Here is a 22,691-nt window from a genome sequence, read left to right as displayed (position 1 = left end):
ACACAGGGGAGGGGAGGACTCAGGCGACGTCGAGGGTGGCGCGGCGGGTCTGGGCCTTGATCAGGCGGTCCATGGTGCGCAGCGACTTGTCGCCCAGCGCCAGCGCCGAATCGACCCACACTTTGGTGATCTCCAGCAGTTCGTCGTAGCGCACGGCCTGGGCCAGGTTGCGCGCGGCATTCATCGCCAGGTACGAGTGCGGAATGCGCTGATGCTGGCGGATCAGATCCTCGACCGCCTTGACCCCCTGGCCCTTCGGCACCAGCACGTCGACCACGCCCATGGCGTGCATCTCTTCGGAGGAATACACGCGGCCGTCCAGGATGATCTTCTCGGCCAGCTGCGGGGCCACGCGCTTGCACAGGAACGAGTACGCGCCCATGCCCGGGAACAGGCCGAACAGCACTTCCGGCAGGCCCATGCCGCAGCCTTCCTCTGCCACGATGGTGTGGCAGGCCAGCGCCATCTCCAGGCCGCCGCCGAGCGCGTCGCCCTGGATCAGCGCGATCGAGCGCACGTCGCCACCGAAGCCGGTGTGCAGGTGATGCACGCCTTCCACGCAGCGCTGTGCGTAGGTCAGCAGGCGGTCGCGGTTGCCCTCGCGGATCAGGCGGGTGAACAGATCCAGATCGCCGCCCAGGTTGTAGGCATTCGCATCGGAGGCGAGCACGAAATGGCGCAGCTTGCCGCTGTTGCGCTCGGCCGGGGTGCGCGTGATGGCGCTCATGAAATTCCACATTTCATCGAGCATGTCCTTCCGGCAGCACGGGCGGATGCCGCTGGCGGCATCGGCGTGCATGTACAGCCAATGGGCATCGTCGTTGCCCGTGGTGTCGGTGCGGATGGTGGCGTAGCGGTGGTTGACGGGCAGCTTTTCAATGGTGCTCATGGCGATTTCCTCGGAGGCTGGCCCGCTGGGAGGACGGTGGGCGGCGGGCCTGACGGGTCCACACGCCGCGATCCTACACCCCCGGCATCTCACGCAATGCAAAAGGCCCCCGCCGTTGCCGGCAGGGGCCCTGTGAAGATGCAGCCGTTGGGGAGCCGTTACGGCGCGGGCGTATCGCGCAGTTCGCGGCGCAGGATCTTGCCGACGTTGGTCTTCGGCAGCTCCTTGCGGAACTCCACGATGCGCGGATGCTTGTAACCGGTCAGGTTGGCACGCGCATGCTCCTTGACCATTTCCGCGGTGAGGTTGGGGTCCTTCTTGACGATGACCACCTTGACCACTTCGCCGGATTTCTCGTCGGGCACGCCGACCGCGGCGACTTCGAGCACGCCGGGCATCATCGCGATGACGTCTTCAACCTCGTTGGGATACACGTTGAAGCCGGACACCAGGATCATGTCCTTCTTGCGATCCACGATGTAGAAGAAGCCCTGCTCATCCATGCGCGCCATGTCGCCGGTGTGCAGCCAGCCCTCGGCATCGACCGCCTGCGCGGTGTCCTCCGGGCGCTGCCAGTAGCCCTTCATCACCTGCGGGCCCTTGATGCACAGCTCGCCGACTTCGCCGGCGGCCAGCGTCTTGCCGGCGTCATCCTTCACGCAGGCATCGGTGGACGGGATCGGCAGGCCGATCGCGCCGTTGTACTCGGCCAGGCTGAGCGGATTGATGCAGGCGGCCGGCGAGGTCTCGGTCAGGCCGTAGGCCTCGACCAGGGTCACGCCGGTGACCTTCTTCCAGCGCTCGGCGACGGCGCGCTGCACCGCCATGCCGCCCCCCAGGGTGACCTTCAGCGAGGAGAAATCGACCTCGTCGAAGCCGGGCGTGTTGAGCAGGCCGTTGAACAGCGTGTTGACGCCGGTGATCGCGGTGAAGCGGGTCGCCTTGAGCTCCTTGACGAAGCCCTTCATGTCGCGCGGGTTGGTGATCAGGTAGTTGCAGCCACCGAACTTCATGAAGACCAGGCCGTTCGCCGTCAACGCGAAGATGTGGTACAGCGGCAGGGCGGTGATGATCACCTCCTTGCCCATCTCGATCCCCGAGGCGGAGATCCAGGCCGAAGCCTGCTGCATGTTGGCGACCAGGTTGCGGTTGGTCAGCATCGCACCCTTGGCCACGCCGGTGGTGCCGCCGGTGTACTGCAGGAAGGCGACGTCGTCGTGATCGATCTCGACCTTGGGCAGGGTGTGGCGGCTGCCCAGCTTGAGCGCCTGGTTGAAGCGGATCGCACCGCGCAGGCTGTAGTTGGGCACCATCTTCTTGATGTACTTCAGCACGAAGTTCACCACGATGCCCTTGGCGCCGAGCATGTCGCCCAGGCCGGTGGTCACCACCTGCTTGATCGGGGTATCAGCGATGACCTGCTGCACGGTGTCGCAGAAGTTGTCGACCACCACCAGCACGGCCGCGCCGGAATCCACCAGCTGGTGCTTGAGCTCGCGGGCGGTGTACAGCGGGTTGACGTTGACCACGGTCAGGCCGGCACGCAGCACGCCGAAGGTCGCGATCGGGTACTGCAGGCAGTTGGGCATCATCAGGGCAACGCGGTCGCCCTTCTTGAGCTGCAGCTCACCGAGCAGGTAGGCGGCGAACTGCTCGACCAGTGCGTCCGTTTCCCCGTAGGTCAGAACCTTGCCGAAACTGGAGTAGGCGGGGCGGTCGCGGAACTTGGCCACCGAGGTGTCGAAGACGGCCGACACCGAATGGAACTCGTTGACGTCGATCTCGGCGGGTACGCCTTTGGGATAACTCTGCAGCCAGGGTCGTTCCAGACTCATATTCCCCCTCCAGGAAACGTGGATGATGTAACGCGATGACGGAGAGTATCCGTCGTTTCATGCCTCGGCAGCATACCGTCCCGAATGGGAAACGCGAAGGGCCGGTGAAGAAAGGCGGCGGAGAGGGTTCCCGGGCGCGCTGTTTGCGACATGCCAGGTCGATGCCCACGACCAACGGTCGTGGGCTACCGTGGGGATCACGACCGTTGGCGGTGTGACCCGGTGCCGCCGAGAGCGCGGCGGCTGGCTTACTTCTTGCCCGCCAGCTGGCGCAGCACGTACTGCAGCAGGCCGCCGTGCTTGAAGTACTCCACTTCCTTCGGGGTCAGCAGCATCACATGGGCCTGGAAGGTCTTCCTGGTGCCATCGGCGCGGGTCGCGGTGAGGGTGGCCGACTTGCTGGCGCCATCCTCCAGGCCGGTGATGTCCACCACTTCCGAACCGTCCAGGCCCAGGCTCTGTGCGTTGTCGCCGTTCTTGAACTGCAGCGGCAGCACGCCCATGCCGACCAGGTTGGAGCGGTGGATGCGCTCGAAGCTCTCGGCGATCACCGCCTTGACGCCCAGCAGGTTGGTGCCCTTGGCTGCCCAGTCGCGGGAGGAACCGGTGCCGTATTCCTTGCCGGCGAACACCACCAGCGGGACGCCCTCGGCCTTGTACTTGACGGCCGCATCATAGATCGCCAGCTTCTGCGGTTCGCCGCCGTCCTTCGGGAAGTACAGCGTGTTGCCGCCTTCTTCGCCGCCGAACATCAGGTTTTTGATCCGGATGTTGGCGAAGGTGCCGCGCACCATGACGTCATCGTTGCCGCGACGGCTGCCATAGCTGTTGAAGTCGGCCGGCTGCACGCCACGCTCCTGCAGGAAGCGGCCCGCCGGGGAATCCTTTTTGATGTTGCCGGCCGGGGAGATGTGATCGGTGGTGATCGAGTCGCCGAACAGGCCCATCACACGCGCGCCGTGCACGTCGTCGATGTGGCCGACGTCCATGGTCATGCCGTCGAAGTAGGGCGGGTTCTTGATGTAGGTCGAGGTGCCATCCCACTCATACAGATCGCCATCGGGCGACTTGATGGTGTTCCAGCGGGTGTCGCCCTTGAATACGTCGGCATAGTTCTTCTTGAACATCTCCGGCCCGATGGTCGCGGCGATCACGTCGCCGATTTCCTTGTTGCTGGGCCAGATATCGCGCAGGTACACCGGCTGCCCATCACTGCCCGTGCCCAGCGGCTCGGTGGTCAGGTCGATATCGGTGGTGCCGGCGATGGCGTAGGCGACGACCAGCGGCGGGCTGGCCAGGTAGTTCATTTTGACTTCCGGGTGCACGCGGCCTTCGAAGTTGCGGTTGCCCGACAACACCGATGCCACCACCAGGTCACCAGCAGCGGTGCCCGCGCTGACTTCGGTCGGCAGCGGGCCGGAGTTGCCGATGCAGGTGGTGCAACCATAGCCGACCACATAGAAACCGATCTTCTCCAGCTCGGCGAGCACACCGGCTTTTTCCAGGTAATCGGTGACCACGCGCGAGCCCGGGCCGAGCGAGGTCTTGACCCACGGCTTGCGGTCCAGGCCCTTGGCCGCAGCGTTGCGGGCGAGCAGGCCGGCACCGATCATCACCGCCGGGTTGGAGGTATTGGTGCACGAGGTGATCGCGGCGATCACCACCGCGCCATCTTTCAGGCGGAATCTGTGACCATCCAGCTCGACATCGCTGTAGCCCTTGGCCAGCTGTTCGTTGCCGACCGCCGCACCGCCGCCTTCGTTGACGAACTTGGAGACGTCGTCATTGCGCTTGTCGCGGTTGGTGGTCAGGCCGACCAGGTTCTCGCGGTAGTTCTGCTTGACGTCTTCCAGCAGCACGCGGTCCTGCGGGCGCTTCGGGCCGGCCAGCGACGGCTTGACCTGACCCATGTCCAGTTCCAGCGTGGCGCTGTAGCTGGCGTGCGCGGTGTTGGCGTCGTGCCACAGGCCCTGGGCCTTGGCATAGGCTTCGACGAGATCGATCTGCGCTTCGCTGCGGCCGGACAGGCGCAGGTAGGTCAGTGATTCCTCATCGATCGGGAAGATGCCGCAGGTCGCGCCGTACTCCGGCGCCATGTTGCCGATCGTGGCACGGTCAGCCAGCGGCAGATGCTGCAGGCCCTCACCGAAGAACTCCACGAACTTGCCGACCACGCCGTGCTTGCGCAGCATCTGGGTGACGGTCAGCACCAGATCGGTGGCGGTGGCGCCTTCGGGCATGCGGCCGGTCAGCTTGAAGCCGACCACCTGCGGGATCAGCATCGACGACGGCTGGCCGAGCATGGCGGCCTCGGCTTCGATACCGCCTACACCCCAGCCGAGCACGCCGATGCCATTGATCATCGTGGTGTGGCTGTCGGTCCCGAACACGGTGTCCGGGTACGCCACCGCCTTGCCATTCTTGTCCGCTGTCATGACGACGCGGGCCAGGTTTTCCAGATTCACCTGGTGGACGATGCCGGTGTTGGGCGGCACCACCTTGAAGTTGTCGAAGGCCTTCTGGCCCCAGCGCAGGAAGCCATAGCGTTCCTGATTACGCTGGAATTCGATCTTGCCGTTGAGGTCCAGCGCGTCGGGCGTACCGAACACATCGACCTGCACCGAGTGATCGATCACCAGCTCGGAGGGAATCTGCGGATTGATCTGCTCCGGCCGACCGCCGAGCTTGACCACCGCATCGCGCATCGCGGCCAGATCGACCACGCAGGGCACACCGGTGAAATCCTGCAGCACCACGCGGGCCGGCATGAAGGCGATCTCGATGTCGGGCTCGGCCTTGGGGTCCCACTGGGCCACGGCCTGGATGTGGTCCTTGCCGACGGTGACGCCACCATCCTCATGCCGGAGCAGATTCTCCAGCAGGATCTTCATCGAGTAGGGCAGGTGGGAGATGTCGAACGTCTGTCCGAGCTTGGGCAGGCTGAAGTAGTCGTAGGTGGTGCCGCCGACGTCCAGCTGGCTGCGGGTGGAGAACGAATCGCTCATTGCAGATGACTCCTTTGCTGATGGCTTGCAGCGGCTGCGCCGGAACGCGCGCCTGCTTGCGGCTGCCGTCGGGCTCGCTGCGCCCGCCGATCCCTCGCAGTATGCGACAGCGGCGGGGGCGTGCCAGCCCTTGGGCTCAGGACGCAAGGTTACACGGGCATGTGTAGTGCCGATGTCACGGCTGGCCGCGCCACTGGCTCATCAGCATCTGCAGGAAGCGCTCGGCGCTGGGCGAGAGCAGGGCGCCGCGGCGGCGCACGATGCCGATGGTGCGCGAGACCACCGGGTTGCCGATCGGTCGGGTGACCAAGGTCGGGTGCTCGCCATCCGGGGTCGCCATCTTCGGCAACACCGACACGCCGATGCCGGCCTCGACCATGCCCAGCGAGGTGGACAGGTGGGTCACTTCGTAATGCCAGCTGAGCTTGAGGTTCTCGCGCGCCAGCGCACCATCGAGCAGCGTTCGGTTGCCGCTGGTGCGGTGCACCGTGATCAGCTGATGGCGGGCGAGGTCGGCCCATTCAACCTTCTTCTTTTTCGCCAGCGGGTGGTCGCGGCGGCAGGCGAGCACGAACGGGTCTTCTGCCAGGACGTCGAAATCCAGATTGGGATCGTTGGCACCCATGAAGTTGATGCCGAACTCGACCTCGCCACGTTCGACCGCCTGCAGGCCTTCAGTGGCCGGGATGTCCAGGATGCGGAAGCGCACGTTCGGGAAGGCCTCGTGGAAGCGGGCCATCACACTGGGCAGGAAGTAGAACGCGGCCGTGGGCAGGCAGGCGATGGTGACCTGGGCACCGCGGGTGTCGTCCTGGCCCCGCACCGAGAACAGCGAGCCGTCGAATTCTTCCAGCATGCGCCGCACCAGCGGCAGCAGGTTCTCGCCGACGGCCGTGGTGGAGACGCTGCGCGTGGTGCGCTCCAGCAGCGGCGCCCCGACGGCCTGTTCGAGCTTCTGGATGCGGCGGCTGAGCGCAGGCTGGGACACGTGCAGCGCTTCGGCCGCGCGATGGAAACTGCGCGTCTCGGCGATCAGCAGAAAGGCGCGGAGATCCAGGATTTCGCAATTGATGCTCATGGGGTATCAATCATCCAAAAAAGAGCAATTCACAGATTAATTATGCTCATGCCAGTATCGGATCACAGAAGTTCATTGATCTGATAGGCGCATCAATCTAGCACACGTATGTCCAACGATCTCACCAGCATTCCCTGCGTTCTGATGCGCGGCGGCACCTCCAAGGGGCCGTTCTTCCTCGCCTCGGACCTGCCTGCCGATACCGCCCGCCGCGATCGCCTGCTGCTGGAGGTCATGGGTTCGGGTCATCCGCTTCAGATCGATGGCATCGGTGGCGGCAACGCCCTGACCAGCAAGGTGGCGATCATTGATCGCGCCAGCCGGCCGGACGCCGATGTCGACTATCTGTTCGCCCAGGTCAAGGTCGAGCAGCGTGTGGTGGATACCTCGCCCAACTGCGGCAACATGCTGGCGGCCGTAGGTCCGTATGCGATCGAGAAGGGCCTGGTGGCTGCGCGCCATCCGCGCACCGAGGTGCGCATCCACAACGTCAATACCGGCAAGATCATCCTGGCCACGGTGGAAACGCCGGGCGGCCAGGTGGTGTACCGCGGTGACACGCGCATCGCCGGTGCGCCCGGTAGTGCAGCACCGGTCCGGTTGTCGTTCCTGGATGCGGCGGGCGCACGCACCGGTCGCCTGCTGCCGACCGGCAATGCGCAGGAACAGATCCACGGGGTGACGGTAAGCCTGATCGATTGCGCGATGCCGATGGTGCTGATGCGGGCGTGCGATCTGGGCCTGCGTGGCGGCGAGAGCCCGGCCGAACTGAATACGAATGGCGCACTGCTGGCGCGGATCGAAGCGATCCGCATCGAGGCCGGTGCACGCATGGGCATTGCCGATGCCGGGGACAAAGTGATTCCCAAGCCGGTGCTGTTGTCGGCCCCTGAACACGGCGGCGACCTGCAGGTGCGCTACTTCATGCCCCACCACTGCCATACGGCACTGGCGATCACCGGCGGCGTCGGCATTGCCACGGCGGCCGCCACCGAAGGCACCTTGGCCAACACTTTCGTCGGGTGTGTGGACCTGCCTGTGGGGATTACCCTCGAACATCCGAGCGGTGCCCTGGAGGTGGGCTTGAGCCGCAGCTCGGAGCACGCGCCGGTCGTGGCCAGCGTGGTGCGCACCGCCCGTCGCCTGTTCGAGGGTCGCGTGTTCGCCACCTCGTCTCTGGCGACCGACGCCGCCCAATGGACGTCCGCGGCATGACCTGACTTCGTCGGGAGGGGGCGCCGTGCTGGTGTGCCCTCCGGACCCCTGAAAGCAACAACGCACCACAATCCTGGGAGGGATGATGTACAAGCAGATGTTCAAGGCCGCGCTGGTCGCGGCAACGCTGGCGCTCGCCGCGTGCGGTAAAGGTGACGCCGAAGGCGCCGCCGGTGCGGACAACGCGCCGGTCCGCATCAGCGTCGGCTCCTACAACCTCAACAACCTGCCGTTTTTCATCGCCGATGCGAACGGCTATTTCGACCAGGTCGGGTTGAAGGTGCAGACGGAGAATTTCGCCCAGGGCGGCTCGAAGGTTCTACAGGCCCTGGTGGCCAATTCCACCGATGTGGCGGTGGGCTTCTACGATCACACCATCCAGATGCAGGCCAAGCACAAAGAGGTGGTCGGCTTCGTCCTGCTGTCACGCAACTCGGGCCTGGTGATGGCCGGGCGCGAGGACGGCAGCTTCGACCCGGCGCGGCCGGAGACGATCAAGGGCCAGAAGGTGGGCATCACCGCACCGGGCTCTTCATCGGATTTCTTCGTGCGCCATTTTCTTGCCCAGCACGACATCCCGGTGGACAGCATTGCGCTGATCGGGGTCGGCTCGGGTGCCGCCGCGGTGGCCGCACTGGAGCAGGGCAAGATCGATCTGCTGGTGAACTATGACCCGGCAGCGACGCTGATCACCGAGCGCAAGGTCGGGCGCATCATCATCGATGCACGCAGTGATGAGGGCGCGCGTCAGGTGTACGGCGGGCTGTATCCGACCTCGGTGATGTATGCCAACCAGAGCTTCCTGGACAAGCGTCCGGAAGCGGCGACCAAGATCGCCCGTGCCCAGCAGATGGCACTGCGCTTCATCGCCGACAACACCGCCGAAGACATCGTCGCCGCGTTGCCGGATGCCTACATCTCCGGTGACCGCAAGACCTATGCGCGCGCCGTGGAAAACGCCCGCGCCATCTTCACCACCGACGGCCGCTTCGTTCCTGCCGATCTGGAAACTCCGCTGGCGGTGCTGCGCGAGTTCAACAAGGACGTTGCCGGGACCGAGATCGATCTGTCCAAGACCTATACGAACGCCTTCGTCGAACGTGCCAGCGCCTCGGCGCCGGCCCAACCGTAACCCACAAGGGAGACTCCCCATGGCACTCAATGCCACCGTGCGTCAGTTCAATGGCGCGCCGCAGCTGGAGCCTGCGCAGACCATGGTCAGCATCAACCGCATGACCATGTCCTTCGGCGACTTCACCGCCGTCCGCGATGTCGACATCCAGGTCGGCAATGGCGAGTTCCTCGCCATCGTGGGGCCAACCGGCTGCGGCAAGAGCACCATCCTCAACTCCGTCGCCGGGCTGCTCAAGCCGTCGGCCGGCGCGATCGCCATCGATGGCAAGCCGGTCGCCGGCGTACAGGAGGCGGTTGGTTACCTGTTCCAGCAGGACGCGCTGTTGCCGTGGAAGACGGCGTACCAGAACGTTGAGCTCGGCCTGCGTTTCCGTGGCGTTGCCGACGCCGAACGCAAGCAGAAGGTCAACGCCTGGCTGGCCAAAGTCGGCCTGACCGGTTTCGAGCACCGCTACCCGCACCAGCTCTCCGGCGGCCAGCGCAAGCGCGTGCAGATGGCGCAGGCCCTGATCGTGGAGCCCAAGGTGATCCTGATGGATGAGCCGTTCTCGGCCCTGGACATCCATACCCGGCACCTGATGCAGAACGAGCTGCTGCGGCTGTGGCAGGAAGATCGCCGCTCAGTGATCCTGATCACCCATGACCTGGAAGAGGCGATCGCGCTGGGTGACCGCGTGGTGGTGTTGTCCTCCGGCCCGGCTGCACGGGTCGTGCGCAGTTTCGATGTCGATCTTGAGCGGCCGCGCAACGTTGCCGAAATCAAGCTGGATGAACGTTTCACCGACCTGTACCGCGATATCTGGGCCTGCCTGCGCGGCGAAGTGGAGAAGAGCTATGCACGCCAAGACTGACCGTTTCATCCAGATCGCGCTGGTCGTCACCGTCTTCGGTGGCTGGCAGGCCGGCACCACGCTGGGCATCATCGACCCGTTCTTCTTCCCGGCACCGCTGGATATCGGCCGGCAGATGTATGCCTGGCTGGCTGATACGTCGTTCTACCAGCACGTCTACATCACCCTGACCGAAACCGCGCTGGGCTATCTGATCGGCACCGCGCTGGGCGTGGCCGGCGGTGTGTGGCTCGGCCTGAGCCGTCGTTCGGCGCGCATCCTGGATCCGTTCATCAAGGGCTTCAACGCGATCCCGCGCGTGGTGCTCGCGCCGATCTTCGTGTTGTGGCTGGGCCTGGGGTTGTGGTCCAAGGTGGCTCTGGCCGTGACGCTGGTGTTCTTCACCACCTTCTTCAACGCCATGCAGGGCGTGCGTGAAGTGAACCCGGTCGTGCTGGCCAACGCCCGCATTCTCGGTGCAGGCCGCAGCGATCTGCTGCGCCATGTGTACTTCCCGGCCGCCGCGAGCTGGATTCTGTCCTCGTTGCGTACCTCGGTAGGCTTTGCCGTCGTCGGCGCCATCATCGGTGAGTATCTGGGCGCCTCGGCGGGCCTGGGCTACCTGATCGCACAGGCCGAAGGCAACTTCAACGCGGTCGGCGTGTTCGCCGGCATCATCATCCTGGCCGCGTTCGTGCTGGTCATCGATGCGTTGCTCGACGTGGTCGAGAACCGTCTCATCACCTGGCGCCCGAACGCCCAGCAGTCAGCCACCAGCTGACCGATCGCCCGGCGGCGCCGGCTTTCTCGCCGGCGCCGCTGCTGCTGCGACCTCCCACGTTTTTTCCGCACCCCTGCAACAGGCCAGCACCGGCTGCGTGCCGGTTGGCCGGAGAGACCTCATGCATACGTCCCATGTGCTGCCCCGCGCAGCGCTGTCGGTGGCGCTCGGCCTGCTGTTGGCCAGCGGCCATGCCGGCGCCCAGACTTCCACCGCCCCTGCGCCACTGAGCCAGGCCGAACTCAGCCAACTGGTCCAGCGGCAGGCGCTGCAGATCCAGCAGCTTGAAGCCCGGTTGCGTGCAGTGGAGGGCAATGCTGCGCCGGCCGCTGCACCGGCATTGGAGCAGCGCGTCGCCGCCGTCGAAACGGCCCAGTCCAAGGCGCCGAAGGTATCCTGGTCCAAGGGCGCACCGGAATTCAGCAGTGCCGATGGCGAATCCACATTCCGCCCGCGCGGACGCTTGTTCGTGGATCAATCCAGCACCTCCGGATCCGGATACGGTGCGCGCAACCTGTCGGGCACCGAAATCCGTTCGGTGCGCCTGGGCGCGGAGGGCCGTCATGGCGTTCTGGGCTACGTGGTGGAAGGTGATTTCGCCGACAACGCGGTGGCGTGGAAGTCCGTGTACGCCAGCGTGGATCACACGCTGTTCGGGCAGGCGGCTGACCTGACCATCGGCAATCGCCTCAATGACCGCGGTCTGGATGGCTCCAGCAGTACGTCCAACACGCCGTTCCAGGACCGCAACGTGGTCGGCACACTGATGCTGCCGCAACGCGGCCTGTTCGGTGTCGGTCTGACCGAGCGGGTGTACGGCAACGGATGGCACGCCAGCGTTTCGGCGGCCGGCAACGATCTCAACAACAGCGGCAGCGACAATGACAGTCTGACCTGGGCCACGCGCGTGCACTGGAATCCAGTGTTGGGCAGGAACGCGACCGTGCATCTGGCCGGCTGGGCGTTCCACGAGGAGATATCCGCGGGCGCCTCCGGTGTGCTGCGCTCATCTGCGATCAGTGGTCACTTCAACGACGAGATCAAGATTGCGCCGGGCACGCTGCTCGGCGCCGAACGCAGCAATGCCTGGGGACTGGAAGCCGCAGGCTTCTTCGGGCCGTTCTGGACCAGTGGCGAATGGGGTACCCGCACGCTGCGGGGCGTGGATGCGCGGGGCCGCTATGATCTGGATCATGCGGCGTGGGCGGTCGGGGCAGGGTGGTTCGTTTCCGGCGCGCGGCCGTCGTACTCGGCCAAGGCCGGCACCTGGGGCAAGGTCAAGGTCGCCGAGCCAGTCACCGCAGGCGGGCATGGCGCCTTCGAGCTGAAGGCGCGCTATGAGGATGTCGATTACGCAGAACTCCCCACCGGCGGTACCGGCCGGGCCTGGACGGTCGGCGGCAACTGGTACCTGAACGACTACAGCCGGGTGATGCTGGATGTGGTCCGTTGGCGGACCGACAACCGCGGTGGCGCTTACACCGGTCCTGACGAGGGCACGACCTTCAACACCCGTCTGCAGCTGGTGTTCTGAACGCAGGGCAGGGGGCGCTTGAGCCCCGATCGCCCTGGATGCTGGCGGTATGCCCTCGCAGGTATGTATAATTCGTACATACCGAAGAGGGCCTACCCATGGAAGCCACTGTTGCTGAACGCGGACAGATCACGCTGCCCAAGGCCGTGCGTGATGCCCTGGGGCTGACCAAGGGCACCCAGTTGACCGTGGAGCTGGAAGGCGGCCGGATCATCCTGCGCAAGAGCGTGGACGATGCGATCTCGCGCGCCCGCGGCAAATTCGCACTCGATGGCTTCGAATCGTCCGAGGCCGCGGTGAAGGCTGTCCGTGACGAAGAGTGAGCCCGCCATGATCGCCGTCGATTCGCCGGTGCTGATCGAACTGCTCAGCAACGGCCCGCAGGCCGATGCCGTGGAGGCCTGCCTGCGGCAGAGCCTGGTCGGCGGGCGCGTGGTGGTCTGCGGCGCGACCCTGGCCGAGCTGTGTGCCTCGCTGCGCGGCGGCGCCGAAGTGCTTGAGGCCCTGGAGGAGATGGGGGTCCATTTCAACGCGCTGGAGGCGAAATCCGCCCTGCGCGCCGGCGAGATGCAGCGCCGCCACCGGCAGCGTGGCCAAGGCCGGCGCAGCCTGGACGACTTCATGGTGGGGGCCCATGCACTGCTGCAGTGCGATGGCCTGATCACCTGGAACGACACGTTTTACCGCGACTACTTCAAGGGCCTGAAGCTGATCGTGCCGCACGCCTGAGCCCATACTTTTAAACCGCATTCTTTCAAAGAATCACCCGGGAGTTGTCATGTTGGAAGCCTACCGCCACCACGTAGCCGAGCGCGCCGCGCTTGGCATCCCGCCGCTGCCGCTGAGCGCCCAGCAGACGGCCGACGTCATCGAGCTGCTGAAGAACCCGCCCGCCGGCGAAGCCGAGTTCCTGCTGGAACTGCTGACCCACCGCGTGCCGGCCGGCGTCGATGACGCGGCCAAGGTCAAGGCCTCGTACCTGGCCGCGATTGCCCTGGGCAGCGAAGTCAATCCGCTGATCACGCGCGAGCGCGCCACCGAACTGCTGGGCACCATGCTCGGCGGTTACAACGTCGCCCCGCTGGTCCAGCTGCTGGACGACAGCGCCGTGGGTGCCATCGCCGCCGATGCGCTCAAGAACACCCTGCTGGTGTTCGATGCGTTCCACGACGTGCAGGAAAAGGCCAAGGCCGGCAACGCGAACGCCCAGGGCGTGCTGCAGAGCTGGGCCGATGCCGAATGGTTCACCAGCCGTCCGCAGGTGCCGGAAAGCCTGACCATCACCGTGCTCAAGGTGACCGGCGAAACCAACACCGACGACCTGTCGCCGGCCCCGGACGCCACCACCCGCCCGGACATCCCGCTGCACGCCTTGGCGATGCTGAAGAACAAGCGTGATGGCATCGAGCCGGAAGAAGACGGCAAGCGCGGCCCGGTCAAATTCATCGAATCGCTGAAGGACAAGGGCCACCTGGTCGCCTACGTGGGCGACGTGGTCGGTACCGGTTCCAGCCGCAAGTCGGCCACCAACTCGGTGCTGTGGTTCACCGGCGAAGATATTCCGTTCATTCCGAACAAGCGCTTCGGCGGCGTGTGCCTGGGCTCGAAGATCGCGCCGATCTTCTACAACACGATGGAAGACGCCGGCGCGCTGCCGATCGAACTCGACGTGTCGCAGATGAACATGGGCGATGTGATCGAGCTGCGCCCGTACGACGGCAAGGCCCTGAAGGACGGCGCGGTCATTGCCGAGTTCAAGGTGAAGTCCGACGTGCTGTTCGACGAAGTGCGCGCCGGTGGCCGCATTCCGCTGATCATCGGCCGCGGCCTGACCGCCAAGGCGCGTGAAGCGCTGGGCCTGGCCCCGACCGATCTGTTCCGCCTGCCGATGGACCCGCCGGATACCGGCAAGGGCTTCTCGCTGGCGCAGAAGATGGTCGGCCGCGCCTGTGGCCTGCCGGAAGGCCAGGGCATGCGCCCGGGCACCTACTGCGAACCGAAGATGACCTCGGTGGGCTCGCAGGACACCACCGGCCCGATGACCCGTGACGAGCTGAAGGACCTGGCCTGCCTGGGCTTCTCGGCCGACCTGGTGATGCAGTCGTTCTGCCACACCGCCGCGTACCCGAAGCCGGTGGACGTCAAGACCCACCACACGCTGCCCGAGTTCATCTCCACCCGTGGCGGCATCTCGCTGCGCCCGGGCGACGGCGTGATCCACAGCTGGCTCAACCGCATGCTGCTGCCCGACACCGTCGGCACCGGTGGCGACTCGCACACCCGTTTCCCGGTGGGCATTTCGTTCCCGGCCGGCTCGGGCCTGGTGGCCTTCGCGGCCGCCACCGGCGTGATGCCGCTGGACATGCCCGAATCGGTGCTGGTCCGCTTCAAGGGCAAGATGCAGCCGGGCGTGACCCTGCGTGACCTGGTCAACGCGATCCCGCTGTACGCGATCAAGTCCGGTCTGCTCACCGTGGCCAAGGCCGGCAAGAAGAACATCTTCTCCGGCCGCATCCTGGAAATCGAAGGTCTGCCGGAGCTGAAGGTCGAGCAGGCGTTCGAACTGTCCGATGCCTCGGCCGAACGTTCGGCCGCCGGTTGCTCGGTGCACCTGAACAAGGAGCCGATCATCGAGTACCTCACCAGCAACATCACGCTGCTGAAGTGGATGATCGCCGAGGGTTACCAGGACGCCCGTTCGCTGGCGCGCCGCATCGAGAAGATGGAAGCCTGGCTGGCCAACCCGGAGCTGCTGGCCCCGGATGCCGACGCCGAGTATGCCGCCGTCATCGAGATCGACCTGGCCGACATCCACGAGCCGATCGTGGCCTGCCCGAACGATCCGGATGACGTCAAGACCCTGTCCGACGTGGCCGGTGCGGCGATCGACGAAGTGTTCATCGGTTCGTGCATGACCAACATCGGTCACTTCCGCGCGGCCGCCAAGCTGCTGGAAGGCAAGCGCGACATCCCGACCAAGCTGTGGGTGGCCCCGCCGACCAAGATGGATGCTTCGGAGCTGACCAAGGAAGGCCATTACGGCACCTTCGGCACCGCCGGTGCACGCATGGAAATGCCGGGCTGCTCGCTGTGCATGGGCAACCAGGCGCAGGTGCGCGAAGGCGCGACGGTGTTCTCGACCTCGACCCGCAACTTCCCCAACCGTCTGGGCCGCAACTCCAACGTGTACCTGGGTTCGGCCGAACTGGCCGCGATCTGCTCGCGTCTGGGTCGCATCCCGACCAAGGAAGAGTACATGGCCGACATCGGCGTGCTGGATGCCAGCAGCAAGGACATCTACCGCTACATGAACTTCGACCAGATCGAGGACTACCAGGAAGTGGCCGGTACGGTTGCTGCCTGATCCGGGCGCCGGGCGGTGCCCGGCTCCGATGGCCATCGATCGTTGATCGGTGGATGAAAGACGAAAACACCCGGCGCGAGCCGGGTGTTTTTGTAAGAACACGAACTGACCGCGCGACATCAACGTGAGCCAATCTTCTTCGAGCAGAAGACCGCGGGTGATCAATGCCGAAGCGCATTCAATGCTCAGCCATGGCGTCACTCCACTCAACGCTGACCCAAAGGTTGCGCGGCGACGCCATATTTACAGCGGGGGCTTCTGGCTGCGGGCAATCGCATCGTAGTCGGCATCCGGTCGGGTGCAGACTAGCGGCGCTTGCCGGGCCGCTACCGGCAACCGGCTGCCATCGGCGTCCACCCGATGGATGCTCAGCTTGCACGCCCTGCCTGCGGTGTTCATCACCACCTCGTAGTCTTCTCCGGACTTCGGCACGAACTGCGAAGCAAGGTGTCCTGAGCAGAAGTAGCCGCTCAGTCGCATTGCAGCATCAAAGATCAGTGGCTGCCCAGCCTCCACCGCGTACTCGCGATACTTGGGATGCTTCACGCTGCGCAGCGTCTCGGTTTCGGGGATGCCAAGGCTGAGGTTCTGCGCGTCCGGGTCCCCAGCGGGTTCTGTGCGCGAGACGCTCCAGCGCGGGTCGTTGAAGGTCGCGCCGTGATCACTCATGCAACGGGCGTTGGTAAGCATGGTCACGCGCTGGGTGGCTTGGCTGAGCACGCGCACACGTGCAGTTCCGACGCTGCTGCCATCGGCCGCTGGCAACTGTGCAGCAACCGGCGGCTGGGGAAAGTACAGCGGTATCTTGGCGACGAACTGCTGCACACAGGCAGCGGCCAACTCGCGTGACGCGGCGCGCAGACGAGCATAGTCATCGGCCTGCCACTGTTCCATGGTGGCACTGCGGCCCTGATCGTGACACCGCAGCAGTTCATGTGCCGTGCCATCTGGCTGCAACAGGCGCAGCATGCTGAAATGGCGGAGCTCGTAGGGTCGTTCGCCCCGCTTCGTCTCCTGATAGATCAGCGCCCATTCGTTGGCTTCAACCCGCAGGGTCGCCCGGCCGTAAGGAACAGCGTTGGGGAAGACGCTGAAATAGCCATCAAGCCATGACGCCAGCATCGCAGGCATATGTTCTATTGCCGGGCTTGCCACGGCATCAACGTTGGTCCCGCTCAGGTAGTTCTTGTCGAAACGTGTCGTCGAAGAGGCACCGAAGACCTGGCGGACAAACTGACCGCTCTTTGCCGTTGCGCTGATGCGCTCGCCATCGGATGGGTTGACGACGCGCAGCACTACGTCCGGGCGATGTTCGCGATGGACTACGGTTCCTGCCCCGGGGCTGATCTGTACATGCGAGCTCCATTCAGCCGATGGCGCCGTCGAAGGAGCTGCATCGCGGTTGTCGCTGGCGACGACCGGGAGCGGCAGCAGGAAGGTTGAACAGATCAGGTTGCGAAAGTGGTGTAGGCGTAATGCCATGGTGAAGCTCCTTGGGAATCAGACTACGACTGGTTATCCATCCAGGTCGGTGATGTGAGGGATGACGGGGCAGAGCGCGCGTGGAGCTTCAACGCGACGCTGTTCCACGTCAACCCCGCGCCAACGCCATCAACCGCTCCGCAATCCGCTCCAGCGGCACCATTTCTTCCGCGGCGCCGATCCTCACCGCGCTGCCCGGCATGCCCCAGACCACGCTGGTGGCTTCATCCTGCACGAGGGTGGGGGCGCCGGCGTTGCGAAGATCCAGCAAGCCGCGGGCACCGTCGTCGCCCATGCCGGTCAGGATCGCGCCGATCGCGTTGGCGCCGGCGCTTTCGGCCACCGAGCGGAACAGGACATCGACCGCCGGCTTGTGCCGGTTGATCGGCGGGCCGTCGTCGATCCGGCAGCGCCAGCGGGCGCCGTCGCGGATCACGCGCAGGTGCTTGCCACCGGGCGGCAGGTAGGCGTGGCCGGGCAGGACCGCTTCGCCGTCGCTGGCTTCGCGCACGGACATTGCAGAATGGCGGTCCAGGCGCTCGGCGAACGGGGTGCTGAACTGCGCCGGCAGGTGCTGGGTCATCACCACGGCCGGGGCATCGGCAGGCAGGCCTTCCAGCACCACGCGCAGGGCCTCGGTGCCCCCGGCGGAGGCGCCGATCGCGATCAGGCGGTCGGTGGTGCGGAACTGGATGGAGCGCGGTGTCGCCACCGGCGCCACGGCACCCAGGGTGATCCGCGGCGGATTGGGCCGGGACAGCGGGCGCACGCGCGAGCGTGCGGCCATCTTGACCTTGGCGATGATCTCGTCGGCGTAGCCCTGCAGGCCACGTGCGACATCCAGCTTGGGCTTGGACACGAAGTCCACCGCGCCCAGGGCCAATGCCTGCAGCGTGGTGTCAGCGCCACGCTCGGTCAGCGAGGAGATCATCACCACCGGCAGCGGATGCAGGCGCATCAGGTTTTCCAGGAAGGCCAGGCCATCCATCCGTGGCATTTCCACGTCCAGGGTGATCACGTCCGGCGCCAGGCGCTTGATCTTCTCGCGCGCCAGCAGGGGGTCGGCAGCGGTGCCGACGACCTCGATGCCGGGATCGCTGGCGAGGATCTCGCTCAGCATCTGGCGGACGACCGCCGAGTCGTCGACGATCAGCACTTTGCAGGGCACACCGTGGGTCATTCAAACAGCTCCACGCCACCGGTGACCGGGGCCTTGGACAGGCGGGCGCGCACGGCCGATTCGGTCGCGGCCACTTCGGCTTCATGCGCGTGCGGCAGGCGCTGCACGACCACGCGGCCGGTATCGGCGAAGAACCACACCTTGCGTGGATGGATGCCGCACAGGTCCTCGGCGATGATCGGAATGTGCTCGGCCTGCAGGTACTGGCGCACGAACTCGGCGTTGCGGGTGCCGACCGGGTTGCTGGTGAAGCCCTTGAGCACGTTGGCCCCGCCAAATACCTTGGCCTCCAGCCGCTTGCGGTGTGCGCCGCGCTTGAGCAGATCGTTGATCAGCAGTTCCATCGCGTAGCTGCCGTAACGCGCTGGCGCGCCATCACCGACGTTGCCCTCGGGCAGCAGGAAGTGGTTCATGCCGCCGATCTTGAGCACTGGATCGCGCAGGCAGGCGGCCACGCAGGAGCCCAGCGTGGTGGTCAGTGCGGTGTTGTCATCCACGGCCAGGTACTGGGTTGGCAGCAGCTTGGCGGCGGTCACTTGGAAGCGGCTGTCGAAATAGCGCATCACCTCGTCGTTACGGATCGGCAGACTCATACCGGTGCTCCCGGCGCGCGTTTGTACAGCGTGCGGCCGCAGGGCTGGATCAGGTCGGCGGCGTGCAGGTAGTTCTCCGAGTGGCCGGTATAGAGCAGGCCGTCATCGCCCATGTGCTGGATGAGACGTGAGAGGATCCCGCGCTGGGTCGGTTTATCGAAATAGATCATCACGTTGCGGCAGAACAGGGCATCGAACGGGCCGCCGACGTCGTAACGGTTGGCGAGCAGGTTGAGCGGGCGGTAGTCGATGAGGTCACGCAGGGCCGGATTGACCCGGCAATGGCCTTCGTTGGGCCCGGTACCGCGCTGGAAGTAGCGCTTTCGGAGGGCCGGATCCAGCCCGGCGACGCGGTCGATCGCGTACACGCCGCGGCTGGCGGTGGCCAGCACCTGGGTGTCCACGTCGGTCGCCAGGATGCGTACCGGCGGTTTGAGCGTGCCAAAGGTCTCGCAGGCCGTGATGGCCATCGAGTAGGGCTCTTCGCCGGTCGAAGCCGCGCATGACCATAGCTGCAGCGTGCCATGGCCGGCGCGAAGGCGCAGTTCCTCGGTGAGCTTCTCGAAGTGGTGTGGTTCGCGGAAGAACGCGGTGAGGTTGGTGGTCAGCGCGTTGGTGAACGCCTGCCATTCGTCACCGCCGTGGGCTTCGAGCTGGTCCAGGTAGTCGCTGAAGCTGCGCATGCCGAGCGCACGCAGCCGCCGCGACAGCCGTCCATAGACCATGTCGCGCTTGGCCGGCGCCAGCGAGATGCCGACGCGCTGGTAGATCAGCTCGCAGACGCGGCGGAAGTCACGGTCGGCGAACTCGAATTCGCGAGCGTTCGGTGAAGCGGCGTTGGCGGGGGGCGTGGACACGGGCGGACTCGCAGGGGAAGGGGGTGCGGTGATCGCGGGATCGCCGCGGGAACTCAGAATGCTTGCCAGTTGCCGTCATCGGCCGGCGTGCTGCGCCGGGTGCGCACCGGGGCGGCGGCACGCGGGGCAGGCGGTGCCGGCGGTACCGGGCGGCTGGGGCGGCGCATCGGGGCCAGCTCGGCAACCGCACGGGCGGTCACGGCACTGACCGCCTGGGCGACCTGGTTGTCCAGCCGGAAGATCGCCACCGCATCGGCCAGCTGGGTGGCCTGTTCTTCCATCGCGCGGGCGGCGGCAGTGGCTTCTTCCACCAGGGCGGCGTTCTGCTGGGTGGTCTCGTCCATCTGCACCACGGTCTGGTTGACCTGGTCGATGCCGGCGGACTGTTCCTGCGAGGCAGCGGAAATCTCGGCCATGATGTCGGTCACGCGCTGCACCGAGGCCACGATCTCGCCCATGGTGGCACCGGCCTGGTTGACCAGCTGGGAGCCCTCGGCGACCTTGCCGACGGAGTCGTCGATCAGGCCCTTGATCTCCTTGGCCGCGCCGGCCGAGCGCTGGGCAAGCGTGCGAACCTCTGAGGCGACCACCGCAAAGCCGCGGCCCTGCTCGCCGGCACGCGCGGCTTCCACCGCGGCGTTCAGCGCCAGGATATTGGTCTGGAAGGCGATGCCGTCGATGACCGAGATGATCTCGGCGATCTTCCTGGAGGAGGTCTGGATCGCGGCCATGGTGGTCACCACTTCGCCGACGACGTTCCCGCCCTGGGAGGCCACCGTGTGTGCGCCGATTGCCAGCTGGTTGGCCTGGCGGGCATGTTCGGCGTTCTGGCGCACCGTGGAGGTGAGTTCCTCCATCGAGGCGGCGGTCTCTTCCAGGTTGGCGGCCTGCTGCTCGGTGCGGCGCGACAGATCGCTGTTGCCGGTGGCGATTTCACCGGCGGCCAGGTTGATGCTGCCGGCGGCCTCCTGGATCTGGCCGACGATCTGGGTCAGCTGCGCAACGGTGGCGTTGGCATCGTCACGCATGGTGGCGAAGACGCCCTGGAAATCGCCGTGCATGCGCGCGGTCAGATCGCCTTCGGCAATGGCCGACAACAACTGCGAGAGCTTGCCCAGGTTCTCATCGCTGACCTGCATCATCGCGTTGAGGTGACCGATCATCCTGCGGAAATCGTGATCGAAGCGGGCGGTATCGCCCCGCTGGCTGAAATCGCCGGTGGCGGCGGCCGCAGCCAGGCGCTGGATCTCGCCATTGATGCTGCCCAGGTTCTGCTTGACCGCATCGACGGTGCTGGTGATGGCGGCCTTCTCCCCCGGGTAGCGCGCGATATCCGCGCTGAGGTCGCCCTGTGCGTAATGCTGCACCACCGCCAGTACTTCGTCCATGGTCTGCACGTGCGCGCCGACCAGGGTGTTGGTCTCGTGCACCATCAGGCCGTACTCGCCGGGGAAGGCGGTTTCGTCCATGCGGTAGCCGGTGTTGCCGGCGTCATGACGGCTGGCCATCTCGCGCTGGCCGCTGATCACCGCGTGCAGCTGTTCCTGCATGCGCGCCATGCTTTCCAGCAGGCGGCCGGGTTCGTCATGGGCCTGCTCGCCGATGCGGCTGTCCAGCTTGCCGCGGGCGATGCTCTCGGCCACATGGGTGGCCTGGCGCAGGGGCAGGGTGATGCGGTTGCCGATCAGCCAGCTCAGCGCCAGCACGATCAGCACCACGCCGCCGCCGGTCGCCGCCATGATGGCGGTGAACACCAATGCCTGCTGCTGCACATCGTCCATGTAGACGCCGCTGCTGATCACCCAGTTCCATGGTGCGTACATGCCGGCATAGGCGACCTTCTCCACCACCTTCTCGGTGCCCGGCTTGGCCCACTGGTAGGAGACGAAGCCGCCGCCGAGGCGGGCCATGCCGATCTGGTCGTAGTACACGCGCACCCCGTCATCGGTGCGGTAGTCCTTCATGTCCTGCCCGATCAGCTCCTTGCGGAACGGATGCATGAGCATGCGGTAGTTCGTGTCGTACACGTTGAAGTAGTAGGTGTCGCCGTCGGCACGCATGCTTTCCAACGCCGTCAGCGCGGCCTGCTTGGCCGCGGCTTCGGTCAGTTCACCGCTGTCCGCCAGCCGGTGGTAGTGCTCCAGGATGCCGTAAGTGAGCTCGACCTGGGTCTTCAGGCTGTCCTTGCGGGTGTCGGTCAGATCCAGGTACTGCATGCGCGCAGCGACCACCGACAGGGCGATGACACCCAGGGCGATCAGCACGGTCAGCAGGTTGAGCTTGCGCCTGACGGACAGGTTGGAGAAATACGGGTTCCAGCGGCGGAATAGATTCATGGGCAGGGCATCTGAGCGGGCAAAAGCACGTGGCGATGCCAGGAGCACGCGGTGGCGATCACCATCCTGGCTGGCCGCGACGACGTGTCGGGCAATGCTGTTATCGGCCGGATCCGGCGAGTATTGAGTGCGTTGCCTATCGGCCATTCAGCCGGCCAACAAAAAACCCCGGTGCCGAAGCACCGGGGCCTGTCATTCACAACACGCCGCAGGGCGGCTTAGAACTCCTGCCAGTCGCCGTCGGCCAGTTCGGTGGCCACCGGGCGCGAGGCCGGGCGACGCACTGCAGCCTGCGCCAGCGGCGCGCGGACGGCGCGCGGCGGGGCTGCCACGACCGGAGCGGGTGCGAGCTCATGCTCGTCCAGCTTGAAGATCGACACCGCATCGGTCAGATGGCCGGCCTGTTCTTCCATCGCACGGGCAGCGGCGGTGGCTTCTTCCACCAGCGCGGCGTTCTGCTGGGTGGTCTCATCCATCTGCACCACGGTCTGGTTGACCTGCTCGATGCCGGCGGACTGCTCCTGCGAGGCCGCGGAGATCTCGGCCATGATGTCGGTCACGCGCTGCACCGACACCGA

General features: G+C 65.7%; 17 protein-coding genes and 2 pseudogenes. 8 read left to right on the top strand and 11 right to left on the bottom strand.

Annotated elements, in window-relative coordinates; genetic code table 11:
* Nucleotides 1-19: 19 nt before the first annotated feature.
* From AC1DIQ_RS06745 to AC1DIQ_RS06730, 4 genes are all read right to left on the bottom strand, one after another.
* Nucleotides 20-889 carry a crotonase/enoyl-CoA hydratase family protein gene (locus tag AC1DIQ_RS06745; RefSeq protein WP_121036700.1) on the bottom strand — a complete coding sequence of 290 codons (870 nt, stop codon included), beginning with the start codon at nucleotides 887-889 and terminating at the stop codon, nucleotides 20-22.
* A 158-nt stretch (nucleotides 890-1,047) separates the two neighbouring features.
* Nucleotides 1,048-2,724 carry a long-chain fatty acid--CoA ligase gene (locus AC1DIQ_RS06740; protein ID WP_152150741.1) on the bottom strand — a complete coding sequence of 559 codons (1,677 nt, stop codon included), beginning with the start codon at nucleotides 2,722-2,724 and terminating at the stop codon, nucleotides 1,048-1,050.
* 248 nt (nucleotides 2,725-2,972) lie between these two features.
* Nucleotides 2,973-5,729: an aconitate hydratase AcnA gene (acnA, locus tag AC1DIQ_RS06735; RefSeq protein ID WP_478049715.1), complete on the bottom strand. Its 2,757-nt coding sequence runs from the start codon at nucleotides 5,727-5,729 to the stop codon at nucleotides 2,973-2,975.
* Nucleotides 5,730-5,904: 175 nt separating this feature from the next.
* Nucleotides 5,905-6,807 (bottom strand): LysR family transcriptional regulator, encoded by a 903-nt coding sequence (locus AC1DIQ_RS06730; RefSeq protein ID WP_121036703.1) that lies wholly within the window; start codon nucleotides 6,805-6,807, stop codon nucleotides 5,905-5,907.
* Between the two features lie 108 nt (nucleotides 6,808-6,915).
* Here AC1DIQ_RS06730 and AC1DIQ_RS06725 point away from each other — a divergent pair, with 108 nt between their 5' ends.
* The 8 genes from AC1DIQ_RS06725 to acnB all read left to right on the top strand — a co-directional run bounded on the left by AC1DIQ_RS06725 (nucleotide 6,916) and on the right by acnB (nucleotide 15,665).
* Entirely contained in the window at nucleotides 6,916-8,022 is a 1,107-nt protein-coding gene (locus tag AC1DIQ_RS06725; RefSeq protein ID WP_152150745.1) for a 4-oxalomesaconate tautomerase, read from the top strand.
* Nucleotides 8,023-8,107: 85 nt separating this feature from the next.
* Nucleotides 8,108-9,154, top strand: a complete 1,047-nt coding sequence (locus AC1DIQ_RS06720; protein WP_121041034.1) for an ABC transporter substrate-binding protein — start codon at nucleotides 8,108-8,110, stop codon at nucleotides 9,152-9,154.
* 19 nt (nucleotides 9,155-9,173) lie between these two features.
* Complete coding sequence (locus AC1DIQ_RS06715) at nucleotides 9,174-10,007, top strand: ABC transporter ATP-binding protein (protein WP_478049714.1); 834 nt, start codon at nucleotides 9,174-9,176, stop codon at nucleotides 10,005-10,007.
* Nucleotides 9,991-10,767, top strand: a complete 777-nt coding sequence (locus AC1DIQ_RS06710; protein ID WP_121036706.1) for an ABC transporter permease — start codon at nucleotides 9,991-9,993, stop codon at nucleotides 10,765-10,767. The genes AC1DIQ_RS06715 and AC1DIQ_RS06710 overlap by 17 nt, the downstream gene beginning before the upstream one ends.
* A 121-nt stretch (nucleotides 10,768-10,888) precedes the next feature.
* On the top strand, nucleotides 10,889-12,301 hold the full coding sequence (locus tag AC1DIQ_RS06705) for an OprO/OprP family phosphate-selective porin (RefSeq protein ID WP_478049713.1): 1,413 nt from the start codon (nucleotides 10,889-10,891) through the stop codon (nucleotides 12,299-12,301).
* 98 nt (nucleotides 12,302-12,399) lie between these two features.
* A complete protein-coding gene (locus AC1DIQ_RS06700; protein ID WP_121036708.1) occupies nucleotides 12,400-12,624 on the top strand; it encodes an AbrB/MazE/SpoVT family DNA-binding domain-containing protein in 225 nt (74 codons plus the stop codon).
* Between the two features lie 7 nt (nucleotides 12,625-12,631).
* Nucleotides 12,632-13,030: a type II toxin-antitoxin system VapC family toxin gene (locus AC1DIQ_RS06695; RefSeq protein WP_121036709.1), complete on the top strand. Its 399-nt coding sequence runs from the start codon at nucleotides 12,632-12,634 to the stop codon at nucleotides 13,028-13,030.
* A gap of 49 nt (nucleotides 13,031-13,079) precedes the next feature.
* The gene (gene acnB / locus AC1DIQ_RS06690; RefSeq protein ID WP_152150751.1) at nucleotides 13,080-15,665 is read left to right on the top strand and encodes a bifunctional aconitate hydratase 2/2-methylisocitrate dehydratase; all 2,586 of its coding nucleotides are present in this window, start codon (nucleotides 13,080-13,082) and stop codon (nucleotides 15,663-15,665) included.
* A 96-nt stretch (nucleotides 15,666-15,761) separates the two neighbouring features.
* On the opposite strand, the pseudogene AC1DIQ_RS06685 reads toward acnB, so the two are convergent.
* From AC1DIQ_RS06685 to AC1DIQ_RS06655, 7 genes and pseudogenes are all read right to left on the bottom strand, one after another.
* A pseudogene (locus tag AC1DIQ_RS06685) lies at nucleotides 15,762-15,860 on the bottom strand (LysR substrate-binding domain-containing protein); the annotation flags it as partial.
* A 48-nt stretch (nucleotides 15,861-15,908) separates the two neighbouring features.
* Nucleotides 15,909-17,147 (bottom strand): hypothetical protein, encoded by a 1,239-nt coding sequence (locus tag AC1DIQ_RS06680; protein WP_152150754.1) that lies wholly within the window; start codon nucleotides 17,145-17,147, stop codon nucleotides 15,909-15,911.
* A gap of 109 nt (nucleotides 17,148-17,256) precedes the next feature.
* A complete protein-coding gene (locus AC1DIQ_RS06675) occupies nucleotides 17,257-18,327 on the bottom strand; it encodes a protein-glutamate methylesterase/protein-glutamine glutaminase (protein ID WP_282262987.1) in 1,071 nt (356 codons plus the stop codon).
* The gene (gene cheD / locus AC1DIQ_RS06670; protein ID WP_121036713.1) at nucleotides 18,324-18,920 is read right to left on the bottom strand and encodes a chemoreceptor glutamine deamidase CheD; all 597 of its coding nucleotides are present in this window, start codon (nucleotides 18,918-18,920) and stop codon (nucleotides 18,324-18,326) included. The genes AC1DIQ_RS06675 and cheD overlap by 4 nt, the downstream gene beginning before the upstream one ends.
* Nucleotides 18,917-19,777 (bottom strand): CheR family methyltransferase, encoded by an 861-nt coding sequence (locus tag AC1DIQ_RS06665; protein WP_121036714.1) that lies wholly within the window; start codon nucleotides 19,775-19,777, stop codon nucleotides 18,917-18,919. The genes cheD and AC1DIQ_RS06665 overlap by 4 nt, the downstream gene beginning before the upstream one ends.
* A gap of 53 nt (nucleotides 19,778-19,830) precedes the next feature.
* Nucleotides 19,831-22,113 (bottom strand): methyl-accepting chemotaxis protein, encoded by a 2,283-nt coding sequence (locus AC1DIQ_RS06660; RefSeq protein ID WP_478049712.1) that lies wholly within the window; start codon nucleotides 22,111-22,113, stop codon nucleotides 19,831-19,833.
* Between the two features lie 218 nt (nucleotides 22,114-22,331).
* Nucleotides 22,332-22,691: pseudogene (locus tag AC1DIQ_RS06655) on the bottom strand (methyl-accepting chemotaxis protein); the annotation flags it as partial.

The organism is Stenotrophomonas sp. 05L413 (assembly GCF_056397945.1).
This window is presented reverse-complemented; position numbering and strand designations above follow the sequence as displayed.

What these genes read in the sequence shown, in the direction of transcription:
- AC1DIQ_RS06725 (WP_152150745.1), top strand. Translation starts at nt 6,916, where the DNA reads ATGTCCAACGATCTCACCAGCATTCCCTGCGTTCTGATGCGCGGCGGC.
- AC1DIQ_RS06710 (WP_121036706.1), top strand. Translation starts at nt 9,991, where the DNA reads ATGCACGCCAAGACTGACCGTTTCATCCAGATCGCGCTGGTCGTCACC.
- acnA (WP_478049715.1), bottom strand. Translation starts at nt 5,729, where the DNA reads ATGAGCGATTCGTTCTCCACCCGCAGCCAGCTGGACGTCGGCGGCACC.
- AC1DIQ_RS06695 (WP_121036709.1), top strand. Translation starts at nt 12,632, where the DNA reads ATGATCGCCGTCGATTCGCCGGTGCTGATCGAACTGCTCAGCAACGGC.
- AC1DIQ_RS06715 (WP_478049714.1), top strand. Translation starts at nt 9,174, where the DNA reads ATGGCACTCAATGCCACCGTGCGTCAGTTCAATGGCGCGCCGCAGCTG.
- AC1DIQ_RS06700 (WP_121036708.1), top strand. Translation starts at nt 12,400, where the DNA reads ATGGAAGCCACTGTTGCTGAACGCGGACAGATCACGCTGCCCAAGGCC.
- AC1DIQ_RS06745 (WP_121036700.1), bottom strand. Translation starts at nt 889, where the DNA reads ATGAGCACCATTGAAAAGCTGCCCGTCAACCACCGCTACGCCACCATC.
- acnB (WP_152150751.1), top strand. Translation starts at nt 13,080, where the DNA reads ATGTTGGAAGCCTACCGCCACCACGTAGCCGAGCGCGCCGCGCTTGGC.
- AC1DIQ_RS06680 (WP_152150754.1), bottom strand. Translation starts at nt 17,147, where the DNA reads ATGGCATTACGCCTACACCACTTTCGCAACCTGATCTGTTCAACCTTC.
- AC1DIQ_RS06705 (WP_478049713.1), top strand. Translation starts at nt 10,889, where the DNA reads ATGCATACGTCCCATGTGCTGCCCCGCGCAGCGCTGTCGGTGGCGCTC.
- AC1DIQ_RS06720 (WP_121041034.1), top strand. Translation starts at nt 8,108, where the DNA reads ATGTACAAGCAGATGTTCAAGGCCGCGCTGGTCGCGGCAACGCTGGCG.
- AC1DIQ_RS06730 (WP_121036703.1), bottom strand. Translation starts at nt 6,807, where the DNA reads ATGAGCATCAATTGCGAAATCCTGGATCTCCGCGCCTTTCTGCTGATC.
- AC1DIQ_RS06660 (WP_478049712.1), bottom strand. Translation starts at nt 22,113, where the DNA reads ATGAATCTATTCCGCCGCTGGAACCCGTATTTCTCCAACCTGTCCGTC.
- AC1DIQ_RS06675 (WP_282262987.1), bottom strand. Translation starts at nt 18,327, where the DNA reads ATGACCCACGGTGTGCCCTGCAAAGTGCTGATCGTCGACGACTCGGCG.
- cheD (WP_121036713.1), bottom strand. Translation starts at nt 18,920, where the DNA reads ATGAGTCTGCCGATCCGTAACGACGAGGTGATGCGCTATTTCGACAGC.
- AC1DIQ_RS06740 (WP_152150741.1), bottom strand. Translation starts at nt 2,724, where the DNA reads ATGAGTCTGGAACGACCCTGGCTGCAGAGTTATCCCAAAGGCGTACCC.